General features: G+C 54.8%; 14 protein-coding genes. 8 read left to right on the top strand and 6 right to left on the bottom strand.

Features of this window, described 5'->3' with window-relative positions:
- Positions 1-132 precede the first annotated feature (132 nt).
- Complete coding sequence (rlmM, locus tag ACT3UM_RS22940; protein ID WP_498902331.1) at positions 133-1,203, top strand: 23S rRNA (cytidine(2498)-2'-O)-methyltransferase RlmM; 1,071 nt, start codon at positions 133-135, stop codon at positions 1,201-1,203.
- Between the two features lie 19 nt (positions 1,204-1,222).
- Here rlmM and ACT3UM_RS22945 read toward each other — a convergent pair whose 3' ends face one another.
- A complete protein-coding gene (locus ACT3UM_RS22945) occupies positions 1,223-1,510 on the bottom strand; it encodes an antibiotic biosynthesis monooxygenase family protein (protein ID WP_007113141.1) in 288 nt (95 codons plus the stop codon).
- A gap of 29 nt (positions 1,511-1,539) precedes the next feature.
- On the opposite strand from ACT3UM_RS22945, the gene tusA reads away from it, so the two are divergent.
- On the top strand, positions 1,540-1,794 hold the full coding sequence (gene tusA, locus ACT3UM_RS22950; RefSeq protein WP_498902332.1) for a sulfurtransferase TusA: 255 nt from the start codon (positions 1,540-1,542) through the stop codon (positions 1,792-1,794).
- A gap of 181 nt (positions 1,795-1,975) precedes the next feature.
- Here tusA and ACT3UM_RS22955 read toward each other — a convergent pair whose 3' ends face one another.
- The 3 genes from ACT3UM_RS22955 to ACT3UM_RS22965 form a co-directional block, all read right to left on the bottom strand.
- Positions 1,976-2,671, bottom strand: coding sequence for a hypothetical protein (locus ACT3UM_RS22955; protein WP_498902333.1), 696 nt, complete (start codon positions 2,669-2,671; stop codon positions 1,976-1,978).
- A gap of 128 nt (positions 2,672-2,799) precedes the next feature.
- Positions 2,800-3,789, bottom strand: coding sequence for a DUF3080 family protein (locus ACT3UM_RS22960; protein ID WP_498902334.1), 990 nt, complete (start codon positions 3,787-3,789; stop codon positions 2,800-2,802).
- A 2-nt stretch (positions 3,790-3,791) separates the two neighbouring features.
- Entirely contained in the window at positions 3,792-5,207 is a 1,416-nt protein-coding gene (locus ACT3UM_RS22965) for an MATE family efflux transporter (protein WP_498902335.1), read from the bottom strand.
- 138 nt (positions 5,208-5,345) lie between these two features.
- Between ACT3UM_RS22965 and ACT3UM_RS22970 the strand changes: the two genes are divergently transcribed.
- A complete protein-coding gene (locus ACT3UM_RS22970; protein ID WP_442905673.1) occupies positions 5,346-5,939 on the top strand; it encodes an elongation factor P hydroxylase in 594 nt (197 codons plus the stop codon).
- 32 nt (positions 5,940-5,971) lie between these two features.
- Here the strand turns inward: ACT3UM_RS22970 and ACT3UM_RS22975 are convergent, their stop codons facing one another.
- Both ACT3UM_RS22975 and ACT3UM_RS22980 read right to left on the bottom strand, forming a co-directional pair.
- Positions 5,972-6,451, bottom strand: a complete 480-nt coding sequence (locus ACT3UM_RS22975) for a hypothetical protein (RefSeq protein WP_022522953.1) — start codon at positions 6,449-6,451, stop codon at positions 5,972-5,974.
- Positions 6,452-6,464: 13 nt separating this feature from the next.
- Positions 6,465-7,316 carry a TatD family hydrolase gene (locus ACT3UM_RS22980; RefSeq protein WP_035580345.1) on the bottom strand — a complete coding sequence of 284 codons (852 nt, stop codon included), beginning with the start codon at positions 7,314-7,316 and terminating at the stop codon, positions 6,465-6,467.
- A 237-nt stretch (positions 7,317-7,553) separates the two neighbouring features.
- On the opposite strand from ACT3UM_RS22980, the gene ACT3UM_RS22985 reads away from it, so the two are divergent.
- From ACT3UM_RS22985 to ACT3UM_RS23005, 5 genes are read left to right on the top strand one after another with little or no spacing between them, the layout of a single operon-like run.
- Positions 7,554-8,807, top strand: coding sequence for an ABC transporter substrate-binding protein (locus tag ACT3UM_RS22985; RefSeq protein WP_498902336.1), 1,254 nt, complete (start codon positions 7,554-7,556; stop codon positions 8,805-8,807).
- A 39-nt stretch (positions 8,808-8,846) separates the two neighbouring features.
- On the top strand, positions 8,847-10,415 hold the full coding sequence (locus tag ACT3UM_RS22990; RefSeq protein WP_498902337.1) for a fatty acyl-CoA synthetase: 1,569 nt from the start codon (positions 8,847-8,849) through the stop codon (positions 10,413-10,415).
- A gap of 2 nt (positions 10,416-10,417) precedes the next feature.
- Positions 10,418-11,560 carry an acyl-CoA dehydrogenase family protein gene (locus ACT3UM_RS22995; RefSeq protein WP_498902338.1) on the top strand — a complete coding sequence of 381 codons (1,143 nt, stop codon included), beginning with the start codon at positions 10,418-10,420 and terminating at the stop codon, positions 11,558-11,560.
- A 46-nt stretch (positions 11,561-11,606) separates the two neighbouring features.
- Positions 11,607-12,794: a beta-ketothiolase BktB gene (gene bktB, locus ACT3UM_RS23000; protein ID WP_498902339.1), complete on the top strand. Its 1,188-nt coding sequence runs from the start codon at positions 11,607-11,609 to the stop codon at positions 12,792-12,794.
- Between the two features lie 41 nt (positions 12,795-12,835).
- Entirely contained in the window at positions 12,836-14,488 is a 1,653-nt protein-coding gene (locus tag ACT3UM_RS23005) for a fatty acid--CoA ligase (protein WP_498902340.1), read from the top strand.
- Positions 14,489-14,493: the final 5 nt, after the last annotated feature.

Here is a 14,493-nt window from a genome sequence, read left to right on the forward strand (position 1 = left end):
AACAAGAAACCCAGCCAATTGGCTGGGTTTTTTGTTGGGCGGAAGAAAATAAATAGTGCTGAATAAATGCTATGATGCGACCCAATTAACTAGCTAGCCGTCACCGTTAGTGATGGTCGGAATAGAGGTGAAGTGGTGAGTGAAATAGTACCTACGTCGTGGCTCGTCTACTGCCGTCCAGGGTTTGAAAATGATGCCTTAGCAGAAATGCAGCATCACGCAGCATTAAACGACGTAGCCTGTGAAGCTTCCTACGGTGAAGGATGGGTAAGCTTAACGCGTGTCGATGGTGATGCAGTGAATGATTTACACCGCCAGGCAGCGTTTAAAAAGCTAATATTTGCGCGGCAAAGCTTGGCTGCTCTACCTGCACTCACTCTATCACGTGACGACCGTCTGACCGCTATCCTGGAGCAGGTAAAAAACAGCCGTTGGAGCTTTGAAGAGATTTGGCATGAAACGCCGGACACCAACGATGGTAAAGCGCTGGCTGGGCTGATTAAGGCGCTTACCAAGCCGCTGGAAAGTATGTTGAAAAAGCGTGGTGCGTTAAGGCGCAGCGCGGGCGCACGACGCTTACATATTTTCTGGACTGATGGCGATCAGGTTCAACTGGCGATGAGCTTCCCAGGCAATCGCAGCGATTTAATTAATGGTATTCGTCGATTGCGCTTTCCCTCACGCGCCCCCAGCCGCTCAACGCTGAAATTGGAAGAGGCGTGGCATGAGTTTGTCCCTAGAGAAGAGTGGGAGACGCGCCTTGCACCGCATATGCAGGCAGCTGACTTGGGCGCCGCCCCGGGCGGCTGGACATGGCAACTTGTTCAGCGAGGCATGTACGTGTACGCCATCGATAATGGCCCCATGGACACGCAGTTGATGAAGACTGGGCAGATAGATCATCTTAAAGAAGATGGCTTTACCTGGGAGCCTCCGCAGCGCCTAGATTGGCTGGTGTGCGATATTGTTGATAAACCCGTACGGGTATTGGCCATGGTGGAGCGCTGGCTGATTCGGAAATGGTGCAAAGAGGCGATCTTTAACCTTAAACTGCCCATGAAAAAGCGCTGGGATGAGGTCACACGCTGCCTAACGGCACTGGAAGAGTCGCTGGAAAAAGCAGGGGTGCATGCCAGTATCTCGTGCCGTCACCTCTATCATGACCGTGAAGAGGTGACGGTGCATGTGCGGTTAAGAAATTGATAGATTAAGCAAACGCTATTTAATAGCCAGGTTCGTAAATCCGGATAGTTTCATCTTCAGTTAACAGCGGTAAAATACGCTGCATGGCCATTGCCCGCGCTTCGCTTGAGTGCCACTCCTTCCAAGCGCGGATGTCACGCCATTTGGTAATCATCAGTCGACGATCAGTATGACCCAGTTCTACCAGTGTTTCACCACCGATGAAGCCCCTTACGCCTAGGGAAACGCGCATTGCCTCCCGCGCTGCTTGTTCAAATTCTTCTTCAAGACCGGGCATAATTCGCCGTTCGATGATAACTTTAATCATACTTTCTGTTTCCTACATCGAGGATATTGATGGCTGATAATACGGGTACGTTACCCAGCTTTGACGCGGTATTAGACACCACGGGGCTCTACTGCCCAGAGCCGATTATGCTGATGCATAACAAAGTGCGCGATATGGCATCAGGCCAAGTGCTCAAAGTGATTGCCACCGACCCGGCTACCACGCGAGATGTGCCCAAGTTTTGTCAGTTTTTAGGGCATGAACTGCTTGAGCAGAACACCTCCTCTGAGAATAACTACCTCTACTTTATTCGTTTGGCATAGCCCTTTGAGATAGCCCTTTGAGTCAGCCCTTTGAGATAGCTTTTCTAAACAGCTCTTAGAAATAGCTCATCAAAATAGCGCGAAAACCCAAGCGAGGCCCACATCAACTGATTGATATTGGCCTCGCCGATGGTCGCAGCGCTAAGTCATAGCACTCAGTCATAGCACTAATTTTGCCCAGTTAATCACTAGCCACTACCATCATGGCTAGCGCATCAAGCGTTGCCGGATCTTCTTCCAGTATACGATTGGCGATATGGCGCTGGAAAAAGTAAACCGTTTGATGGCGGGCGTGGGCACTGTACAGGCACTTATCCCCTAACAAAATCGGCGTCATCGCCGCTTTACTCTCATCTGCAAGTAGCGCGTCTAGGCTGCCGTCGCTGTAGAGGCGCCAGCCGTAAACGGGCTTCATATGCCAGGGTGAGTTGGGGTGATTCATGCACAGCGCGTGGGTGCCCAAGGTATCAGGGATTTGCTGGATGAGGGTCACTTCGCCAGAAGCCTCATAATCAAAGTATTCAGCTGCAGCGACTAGCTCGTGGTATTTGTGATCTGGTGGTGTATCAAAAATTTCCTCTGTTTCAGGATCACGATAACCCACAAAATAGCCGTTCTCCTGGCTATTCAGATCATGGCAGGCTGCCAGGGTTTCCATCCACGGCACCAAGCCAATGACGCTACCATCCTCCCTTAATCCCCAGGCCAAAATAGGCAAGCCATAGTAGGTATCGGGACTCGCAGCGAGTTGGTACACCATCTCTAGGCCATCTAGCTCAGGGGCTAAACGGACTAGGCACTTTTGCGCCTGCTGACGCTGGCGCACAGTTTCCAGGTCGATGACCTGGGCAGAGCGGGGTGACAGGGATGCGCCCATTGTGTCCCTCCTTGTGCTGCGTGGTCATCACATTGGTGAAGCAGATGCTTAGTTTGCGTCTTTATTCACCTAGCTTCATTACTCACCAATAGCACATGTTGCTCATAAGGTTAAGGGTTCTGCGATTTTTAATTGTTTGAGCAAGGTGCAAAGCGCGCTCGTAGCGCTTGATGTTCGGTGAGTGCTCGCTGAAACTGGCCCCAGGGCGCTTGGGCATTATTCAGCGAGAGCCAGCGTGTTTGATAGCGTTGGATCGCCAGTGGTTTGTCTACCTGTTGCGCGTCAATTAAACGATTGATCGCTGTTAACCACTGCTTGGCTGTACTTGCTAAGGGCTCAACCGATGGTGTCTCCCAGCCCCTTAAACAGTGTGTGGCATCGCTGTGCTGAGTTAGCAATGCATTTGCTTCTGTTAAGCGTTGAGAGGCGAGTAGCAGGGTGCGCAGCACTTCGGCGGTTAGGGGCCGCTCTTGGAGGGTTTTTAAATGGTTCTCAAGCGTTGCAGAGTCTTGCTGCCAGTCAAGATCAAACTGGTGGTCAGTCATTTGTTGCAAGTATTCGATGGCGTCAAGCTGGCTGGTAAGAGCGACTTCATCAACATTGCTTAAAGGCTGGCTTGCCCGTGCAAAGCTTTTAATCCACTCGCTGGAGTCAAAAATAGCGTTCCAACTTACCGCGGGCAGCTGGGCTGTTTTAGTCGCTGTTAATTGTTCTAGGCGGGTTCGGTCTGCATCGCTTAACTGATCGGGAACTTGGCTATTTAAGCAGGCGCTTAGTCGCTGCCATAGCGTGCGCTCATATAACCACTGTTGGCTAGGCGGGGCTACACGCCCCAGTTGGTTGTTACGTGCGGCGACTAGCGAAGTGATTTGACATTCGCGCAGTGCGTAAACATTCAGCAGGCTATCTCGCGTTTCGGGAATGTCAATAAGCCGCTCGGAGCGCTCAGGGAAGTCACCAATATTAACTGGGTCAGCTCGTTCAATGCCTGGCTGTGCGAGGTCATCGGCGAGTTGTTGGTGGTAGGCCTGCCACTGCTGCTCAGCGGGGTTGTCGCCACAGCCAACCAGCAGGGCGCTTAGCGCTATTGCTAGAGAAAAAATTCTCCATCGAGCCATGCCTACCCCCGAATACTAATGCGCTGTAAACGCCAGCCAAGTAGCAGTGCCGCAGTGCTTAAGCCAGCAATCAAGCCAATCCAGTAGCCATGAACGCCGAGTGGGGCTAGGTCACCCACTCCAAGAGAGCCCAGCCAGTGTCCACCACCCAAGCCTACAATCCAGTAAGAGAGCACCGTAATTACCATGACAATGCGGGTATCTTTATAGCCACGCAATGCGCCCGCTAAATTGACCTGCAGCGAGTCAGAAAGTTGAAAAATAACCGCTAGGGCAATGATCGACAGCGCTAGCGCTTGAATCTCGGCATTCGAAGTGTAAAGCGAAATGACCGGCACAGCGGTTACCCATAGCAGGATGCTGTTAAATACGGCGACACAAACACTGACCACAATGCCGTTCCAGGCAACTTGGCGGGCTAGCGTCAGACGCTGCTGTCCAAGTGTATTACCCACCCTGACGGTCAGCGCCATGCTCAACGACATCGGCAGCATAAACAAAATGGTGGTGAAGCTAAGCGCTATTTGGTGAGCGCCCACGGTGACTTCGCCAAAACTGGCAATAAACAGCGCAATAAAGGTAAACAGGGTAACTTCGACAAAAATAGCCACGCCAATGGGAACACCCACCACTATGAGCTCGCGAATGCCGACCCATTGGGGAGGCGTTAGCTGTTGCCATATAGCGACGCTTTTATAAGTACGTCCTCGGCGCGTGTAGTAGGCCATCGCGAGTGCCATCGTCCACATTGAGAGGGCCGTCGCAATACCACAGCCAAATGCCCCCAAGGCAGGCAGTTGTTGCAGGCTACTAGGGATCCAGGTGCCGAAGAGATTCACTAACCCCTCGCCGCCGTAGATCAATAGGTAGTTGGCAGGAATATTGACCGCTAAGCCGACCAAGCTAATCCAAAGGGCTGGCCGGGTATGGTTCATACCATCGGAAAAAGCCCTAAGCGCTTGAAAGAGGGCAATGCCCGGCATACCAAAGGCGACGGCAGAAAGGTAGGCAGCAGACTGATCCGCGACCGCAGGAGGCACGTCCATTGCCTTGAATATGGGCATAACGGCAGACCAGAGCAGCACTGCTGCTACGGCACCTAACAGTAGCGCAATCCAAAGCGCCTGATGAACTGCCGGGCGAATAGCAGCGTTGCGCTGGCCGCCCAGTAAATGCGCAACGATGGGCGTAAGGCCCATCAGCGTGCCGGTTATAAACAGCATCAACGGCATCCATAGGCTAGAGCCTACCGATACGGCGGCGAGTGACGTTGCATCATGTCGGCCTGTCATCATTACATCGACGACACTCATTCCGGCCTGAGCCAGCTGAGCGCCGCAAATAGGCAGCGCTAAGAACATCAAAGAGCGTGTTTCTGGCCAGTAGATCGATTTCAGTTGTTGAGTAAAGCCGCCCACTTGTTGGCTCCTGATGGGGAAAGTTATTCACGAAAAGTCGTTATATTAGCAGGTGCGTCACGCTTATGGTGGCTAGACGTTAGCTTGCGTCAACAGGGCAGGTATAATGCGCCAAAATCGATGACAAATGAGGTCAATGTGAGTGACACGCAGGATCGATGGACGCTTGCCGATATTACCGCGCTTTTTGATGGGGTTTTTGCTGAGCGTTATCAAACTCGATTGATTCGCGGCGGCGATGAGCCACTCTATCGTCCCGCCAACGGCGAAACTCCCTATCACCAGGTAATTTTCGCTCGTGGCTACTATGCCAGTGCGCTGCACGAAATCAGCCATTGGTGCATTGCAGGGGCAGAGCGGCGTCAGCTCGAAGATTACGGCTACTGGTATTGCCCTGATGGGCGAGATGCTGAACAGCAAAAAGCGTTTGAGCAGGCTGAGATTGCGCCACAGGCGTTAGAGTCTATCTTCACCCGTGCCTGTGGTCGCGATTTTCATGTCAGCGTAGATAATTTAGGCGGCGATATAGAGGTAGATGTTGAGGCCTTTGCGGCGCGAGTAGAGGCCCGCGCCCAGCGCTACTGGGAAGATGGCTTGCCAGCCCGGGCCAACGCCTTCCTGATGGCGCTTGAGCGCTTCTACTGTCACCAGGAGACGCTTGCAGAGGCGGTGGCCCAGGCGCATGCCACGATGGATAAAATGGATAACACGGACTCTGCGGTCACTGCATAGTCGTTTGCTTAGCGCTGTGCTTAGTCCTCTGTTTAGTCCTCTTCTGTTAAGCGTTGATGCATCGATAGCATCACTTCCAACTCATGTTCAGGGCGCATCGGCTCTAATCCTAGCTCGCTGAACGTTTCACGCCGCTGGCGGTGCCATTCGCCTGGGGTGAGGGAAGGGTAAAGCACTGAGGCTGGGGCTAACTCCACGAAAGGGTCTAACCCATAGGTGTCAAACAGCCGCGCCAGCGCCGCTTCGTCGTCGCCGTTGTCGCTGGTATACAGGGTAGCGGAGAAGTGATCGTTCTCCAGCTCGCGGATGACCTCTAGCGGGCTAACCCCCAGGCTCTCCAGCTCTTCCATGCTGTAGGCGCCCATGGCATTGGTATCTTCTTTGATCCAGCTATCGTCTGGCTGAATCAATGTTTGCTTTACTCGGCCATCGGGCAGTGACCAGGCAATGGCTAGCGGGAGGCCATCGTCTTCGCCCGTTTCAATGGCTATAAATCCTGGATAATCGGCCACGCTAATACTCCTGTTAAGATTCCGTGGGTAGACGGAAAAAACGCTGGGCGGTCTGTGTGGTTGCCGCCCCTAACTCAGCTTCGCTAATACCGTGCCACTGGGCAATCTCGCGGACAATCCACGGCAGCAACGCCGGTTCGTGTCGACGACCCTTTAGCTTCGCCGGGAGGTTGCGGGGCAGCAAGTACGGGCAGTCGGTTTCTACCATCAAACGCGTTAATGGAATATCACCTACTAATGAGCGTAGATGATGTCCGCGTCGCTCGTCGCAAATCCAACCAGTTAGGCCTATATGCAAGTCTAGGTCGAGATAGCCAAACAGCGTATCGCGATCGGCGGTAAAACAGTGCACCACTGCGTGACTGATATCATCTCGCCACGCATGCAGTATTTCACGCATCCGCTGGCCCGCATCTCGCTCGTGTAAAAACAGCGGCAAACCGCTTTCCACCGCAAGCGCCAACTGTGCTTCAAAGGCACGCTCCTGTTGCTGGGGCGTTGAGAAATTGCGGTTGAAATCCAGCCCGCACTCACCCACCGCGACGACTTCCGGCATGGCATGCAGAGCCCCCATGGCGCGCTCAAGGGGTTTGTCCCACTGGCTAGCGTCATGGGGGTGAACGCCTGCTGTGGCGTACAGGCCAGGGTACTGCTTGGCCAGCGCAACCGCTTGCTCGGCGTGGGCAAGGTCGGTGCCGGTGACGATCATGGTCGTTACCTGCGCCGCCTGGGCGCGCTGGATAACCGCCTCAAGATCGCGACCAAAGCTTTCATGAGTCAGGTTTGCGCCAATATCCACCAAGGGTGTGTCAGGACGAAACTGGAGTGCTTCGGGTAAAAAGTCATCGGCATAAGCGGTGGCCAAAGGTGTCTCCCGTTCAATAGGCAAAAGTACCATTGTAACGGTATGCGCAAGCATCGACTAATGGTGTGTTGAAACTGGCAAGGGTGTAGATATGGCACGAATTGCAAAAAAACTGGCTTGATAGGTAAACAGCCATGGCTTATTACCGCCTAAGATGAACCCAAGCTATTGCGTGCTACGTCACTGCGATGGATTCAATGACAACCTTTAATAACAACAAAAGAGAGCCACATAACAATGCAACTATCTTATCGTTCATCTCATCGTTCGTCTTACCGCTTTGCTACTTCAACTCTCGCTGCTGCCGTTCTGACGGCCAGCTATGCACCTATTGCCGTTGCCGCTGAGAATATTTCTGATAACGAAATACGCATTGGCTATTTAGCCGATATGTCCGGCGTTTATCGCGACCCCATTGGCCCCTTGGGTGAAGATGCCATCAATATGGCGATTGAAGATGTGGGCGGCAGCGTCAACGGCGCTAATATCGTGGTCTTCAGTGCCGATGACCGCAACAGCCCGGATGTAGGCTCAAGCGTCGTACGTGAGTGGATCGATGAGAGGAACGTCGATATGGTCACCGGGCTGGTGGCATCTTCTGTCACCTTGGCCGCGGTAAGCCTGTTGGAAGAGGCAGATAAGCTTGGGCTGGTGAATGGCGCTGTCTCTTCAGCTATTACCAATGAGCACTGCTCACCCAACCATATTCACTGGGTTTACGATACCTGGGCGATGTCCAACGGTACCGCAAAAGCGATTACCGATGAGGGGCATAAAAGCTGGTACCTGCTGAGTGCCGACTACTCCTTTGGCCATGCGCTGGAAGCGGATGTTACTCGCGTCGTGACTGAAAATGGCGGTACCATCGTGGGTAGCGCCCGCCACCCTTTCCCCAGCAGTGATTTCTCCTCGTTTATGCTTCAGGCCCAGGCGTCCGGTGCTGATGTTATTGCGCTGAATAACGCTGGCGGCGATACGATTAACGCGGTGCAGACAGCAGGTGAGTTCGGCATTACCCAAGCGGGGCAGATTCTGGCGGGCATGGTGCTGTTTAGCACTGATATACGTAGCATCGGGCTGGAAAACGCCCAAGGCCTGCAGTTCACCAAAGCGTGGTACTACGACTTGAACGACGAAACCCGCGCTTGGGCGGAGCGCTTCCGTGAGCGTACCGGCAGCATGCCCACCATGGTACATGCGGGTCTTTACTCCAGCACGCGCCACTACCTTGAGGCGATTGAAGCCACTGGAACTGATGATACGCAAACCGTGCGTCAGCAAATGGCCGATACCCCCATCAACGATATCTTCGCCACCGGTGGCTATATTCGTGAAGATGGCCGTATGGTCCACGATATGTATTTAGTGGAAGTTAAAACCCCCGAAGAGTCCCAAGACGAAGATGACCTCTTTCACATCATCCGTACCATTCCGGCAGAAGAGGCCTTCCGTCCGCTATCAGAAAGTGTCTGTCCGCTGGTCAACAGTTAAGTCGCTGCCAATTCACTACAACAATTCAGAGGATTTGGCATGTCTGAAACGTCTGTTATTCAGCAAAATACCATTGGGGCTGCTCTAAACCGCAGCGCTCGAAAATATTCACATCAGTTGGCGCTGGTGTTTGGTGAACGTCAATGGCGCTACTCAGCACTCAACCAAGCAGCTAACCGCGTTGCCAACGGCCTGCTGGCAGCAGGGCTTACCCCAGGAGATCGACTAGCGGTATATGGCAAAAACTCCGACGCCTACGTCATCGCCTGGCTGGCCGCGACTAAGGCCGGATTGGTGCATGTGCCGATCAATTTCGCCTTAAGTAGTGATGAGCTGCGCTACATCCTTGATCAGTCGGGAGCAGCAGGTTTACTCAGCGATGTGAGTCTTGCCGACAAAGTAACTGTTGCCACCGCAGACTTGGATCTAGCCCTGATGGGAACCCTGCACGCGGGCCAGGGGCAGGGTGCAAACAGCTTCGATGTCCTCGCTCATGCAACGTCAGAACCCTGTAGTGAAGAAGACAGTAGTGAAGAATCCAGTGTAACGGTTGATGGCGCAAGCCTTGCGCAACTGCTCTATACCTCGGGCACTACCGCTGCGCCAAAAGCCGCGATGATGACCCATCAGGCACTGATGGCCGAATATATGGCCTGCATGGTCGAGCTGGATATCAAAGGCAGCGAGTCCATGCTTGCCGCGCTGCCGCTTTACCACTCCGCGCAAATGCACGTTTTCTTAATGCCCGCGCTGTTGTTGGGCGCGCCCGTGTATTTGCTAGAGGCGCCGCTTCCCGAGCTGTGCTTAAGCGCTATAGCTGAGCACCAGATCGCATCATTTTTTGCCCCGCCCACGGTCTGGATTAGCCTGCTGCGCCACGCTGAATTTGAGCGCTTTGACCTAAGTGCACTCAATAAAGCCTATTACGGCGCCTCGATTATGCCGGTACCGGTACTGGAAGAGATGCAGCAGCGGATACCGGGCGTAGGGCTCTATAACTGCTATGGGCAGAGCGAAATCGCCCCCTTGGCGACCGTTCTGCGCCCTGAAGAGCACGCCGAACGGCCCGCTTCAGCCGGGCGGCCCATTTTGACGGTGGAAACCCGCATTGTTGACCTTGAGATGAACGATGTCCCTCCTGGCGAACATGGAGAAATCGTCCACCGCTCACCCCAGCTTATGAGGGGCTACTGGGATAAAGCGGCGATGACCGAAGAGGCGTTTCAAGGCGGCTGGTTCCATTCGGGGGACGTGGGCTACTTCGATGAAGCGGGTTACTTGTATGTCGTCGATCGCATTAAAGACGTGATTAATACCGGGGGCATACTGGTGGCTAGCCGTGAGGTAGAGGAGGGGCTGTTTAAGCACCCGGCGGTATCCGAAGTGGCGGTGATCGGTCAGCCCGACGAGAAGTGGATCGAAGCCATCACGGCGGTAGTAGTATTGAAAGAGGGCCAAGAGGCAAGCGAGGAGGAGCTGATCCATCACGCCAAAACGCTGATGGCGCCTTATAAAGTGCCTAAATACATCCTCTTTGCCGATGCGCTGCCCAAAAGTACCGCAGGCAAAATCCTCAAACGCCATCTACGTCAAGACCTTAAGGGGTAAGCATGGACGCGCAAACGACCGAACTGTTTCACGCCATGATCAAACGCTGCCTAAGCCAGGAGGTCGCCCCTTACTATGATGAGTGGGAGGCCGCAGGCGAAATACCCCGCTCACTGTGGCATGCGCTAGGCGCTGCGGGCCTGCTCGGTATTGACCTGGACGAACAGCATGGCGGATCGGGCGCTGATATTGCCATCACCCAGCTGGCGCTGGAAGAGTTGTCCCGCCAAGGGTTTGGTGGCCTGGCCAGCGCTTATAATATTCACGCCAATATCGTGATGCCCTACCTACAAAATTTGGGAACAGCTGCTCAGCGGGAGCAGTGGCTGCCTGCCATGGCTCGTGGTGAATATCTTGGCGCCATCGCCATGACCGAACCCCATGCGGGGAGTGATCTTGCGTCAATGAGAACCCGCGCAAAGCGCACTGCCGAGGGCTGGGAGTTAAGCGGCAGCAAAATCTTTATCACCAACGGCCAGTTTGCCGACTTAGTCATTGTGTGTGCCAAAACGGATCCCGCCGCCGGTGCCAAAGGGGTCTCGCTGTTTTTGGTCGATACCCACTTATCTGGCTTCTCGCGGGGTAAGCCGATTAAAAAGATCGGTCAGCACGCCAGCGACACCGCCGAGCTTGCCTTTGATCAGATGCAGCTACCCCATGATGCGCTGCTGGGTGAAGAGGGTGCTGGGTTTCGCTACTTAATGCAGGAGCTACCCCGTGAACGCCTGGGCGTAGGAGCGCAGGCGTTAGGTGCCGTAGAGGGCGCGCTGGCGTTGACCTTGGAGTACGTGCAGCAGCGCCAAGCATTTGGTCAGCGGGTCGCGGATTTTCAAAATACCCGCTTTACCTTAGCCGAGATCAAAGCCCAGTTGGACGTCGCTCGGGCCTACTTTGAGCACTGCGTCGAAAAGTACCGCCAAGGCACCATGAGCAGCACGGATGCGGCGATTCTAAAACTGCAGCTAAGCGAGCTGCAGTGCCAAGCGGTGGATCGCTGCCTGCAATTGTTTGGCGGTTATGGCTACACCCACGACTACCCCATTTCACGCTTCTATCTAGATGCTCGGGTGCAGACCATCTACGCCGGTAGCTCGGAGATTATGAAAGAAGTCGTCGCGCGTTCGCTGTTGGGCAAAGTGGCCTAGCGAAGCGCCCTGGATATAGCGAAGCGCTTGAATACAGGAGAGCACCATGCGGTTGGATGATGTAGTAATTTTAGGCGGTGCGCGTACCGCGATCGGTGGTTTTGGCGGTTCGCTGTCAACAATGGCGCCGTTTGAGCTGGGGGCGATCACCGCCAAAGAGGCGTTGCGGCGGGCAGGCGTTGAGGGCGGCGATATCGACCACTCGGTATACGGCCACATTATTACCACCGGGCCCCAGGATGCCTATCTGGCGCGCCATATTGCGCTCGAAGCAGGCGTGCCGAAAGAGGCGGGGGCATTCAACGTCAATCGGCTGTGTGGTTCGGGCGTGCAAGCGGTTGTGTCCGCCGCCCAGCAGATCGCCATGAGGGATAGCCGCTTAGCGCTAGCAGGGGGCGCTGAGTCGATGTCGCGAGGGGCGTATCTGCTGCCTCCCCACGCGCGCAACGGTGTGCGTATGGGGGATGTGAACGTCCAGGATTTAACCCTAGGCATCTTGAGTGATCCTTTTGGCAGCGGCCATATGGGCTGCACCGCCGAGAACATCGCTAAACAGTATGGCCTAAGCCGTGAGCAGTTGGATCAGTTTGCCCTTGAGAGCCATCAAAAAGCGGCGCGTGCCATCGCGGAAGGCCGCTTTGACGAGCAAATTGTAGCGGTGGAAGTCAGCCGAGGTAAGCAAACGGTACTTTTCTCCCGCGATGAACACGTGCGCGATGGCGTCCAACTTAGCGATTTAGTGCGGCTTAAACCCGCCTTCCAAAAAGATGGCGTGGTGACCGCAGGGAATGCTTCGGGTATCAACGATGGCGCGGCCACGTTAGTGCTGGCCCATAGCGATGAAGCCGCACAGCGCGGCCTAACGCCCAGGGCGCATCTACGTGTTGCCACCACTGCTGGCGTTGATCCGAAGCTAATGGGCCTCGGGCCGATTCCTGCGGTCAAACGCTGCCTGCAGCAGGCGGGGCTTAGTATCAACGATATTGATGTGATTGAATCGAATGAAGCCTTTGCTGCCCAAGCCATGGCGGTGGCGGAAACGTTGGGCTTCCCCCTAGAGAAGCTAAACCCTAACGGCGGCGCGGTTGCCTTGGGGCATCCGGTAGGGGCCACGGGGGCTATTCTGATTCTTAAAGCCCTTCACGAATTGGAGCGTATTCGCGGTCGCTACGGATTGATAACGCTATGCATTGGTGGCGGGCAGGGGATCGCCCTGCTGATCGAGCGCGGCTAAAACGCCTTTATTTAAACAAGAACAAGCTCACAGGAGTGTTTATGTCTTCAGTTACCCCGAAAATTTTACCCGCCGCGGCCTCGGCGACAAACCCTGCTTTGATGATTGGCGACCTGCTGGAGGCGGGCGTGCGCATGGCGGGCGATAACCAGATTGTCTACCGGGATCAGAGCCGCCACAGCTACGAGCGCTTTCGCGAACGGGTACACCAACTGGCCCACACGCTGACGTCTCAAGGCGTACAAGCAGGCGACGTGGTGGCGGTGTTGGATTGGGATAGCCATCGCTACCTGGAGTGCTTCTTTGCCATTCCGATGATCGGCGCAGTGCTCCACACGGTGAATGTACGCCTAGCCCCGGAACAAATTCTCTACACCATGGAGCACGCCGAAGACGTATTTGTGTTCGTGCACGAAGAGTTTGTGCCGCTGCTTGAGCCGCTGGCCGATAAGCTTCCCCAGGTGCGTGGCTATCTGCTGTGCCAGGAGGCTCCGCAAACAGTCGATACCACGCTGCCACTGGTAGGCGAGTTTGAGGCACTGCTAAGCCAGCAGCCCACCCATTACGACTTCCCAACCTTTGATGAAAATGCTGTTGCCACGCTGTTCTATACCACCGGCACTACGGGTAACCCCAAAGGGGTTTTCTTCACCCATCGCCAGTTGGTGCTGCATACCCTGAACGAGGCCAGCGCTTTCCAGGCCCCCGGTTTTGAGCTGCTCAATCGCGACAAGGTGTATATGCCGATTACCCCCATGTTTCACGTTCATGCCTGGGGGGTACCGTATACCGCCACGTTGATGGGGGCTACCCAGGTTTACCCAGGCCGCTACGAGCCGGAAATGCTGGTCAAGCTATTGGTTAGCGAGAAAGTTGATTTCTCCCACTGCGTGCCAACGTTGCTCAATATGGTGGTGAGCGCCGAAGCGATTGCGTCAAAGCAGGTCGATCTCTCCGGCTGGAAAGTGTTGGTGGGCGGGAGTGCGTTAACCCAAGCGCTGGCAAGCAAGGCCTGGGCATTGGGGATCGATACCCGCAGTGCTTACGGTATGTCGGAAACCTGCCCGCTGCTCACCGCCGATATTCTACCGCGGGATATTGGTGACGCTGATTTTGAGACCCAGCTACCCTGGCGCTGTAAAGCGGGCCTGCCAATTCCGCTGGTCAAGTTGCAGGTGGTTGACGCGGACGGCGAGCCGCTCCCCAGTGATGGTAAAAGCGTTGGGGAAGTGCGTCTTCAAGCGCCCTGGCTGACCCAGGCTTACTACAAAGAGGAGAAACGCAGTGCGGAGCTATGGCGCGACGGCTGGCTGCATACCGGGGATGTGGGTTCGCTTGATGAGCGGGGCTTTCTGACCATTAGCGACCGCATTAAAGATGTGATTAAAACCGGCGGCGAGTGGCTCTCGTCGTTAGAGCTGGAGAGCTATATCAGCCAGTGCCCAGGCATTGCCGAAGTGGCGGTGATTGGGGTGGCGGACGATAAGTGGGGGGAGCGACCGGCCGCGCTAGCCGTTCCTGTTGATCTAAACAACCCACCGACGACGGAAACCGTGCAGGCGTTTCTAGAGCAGTTTGTCGCCCAAGGTAAACTCAACCGCTGGGCGATTCCCAGCATGATCCGTTTCGTCGATGAGATACCCAAAACCAGCGTAGGTAAGCTGGATAAAAAACGTATCCGTACCGAGATCTAAAGGTA

The sequence above is a fragment of the Halomonas sp. AOP13-D3-9 genome (assembly GCF_052379125.1).
Classification (GTDB): domain Bacteria; phylum Pseudomonadota; class Gammaproteobacteria; order Pseudomonadales; family Halomonadaceae; genus Vreelandella.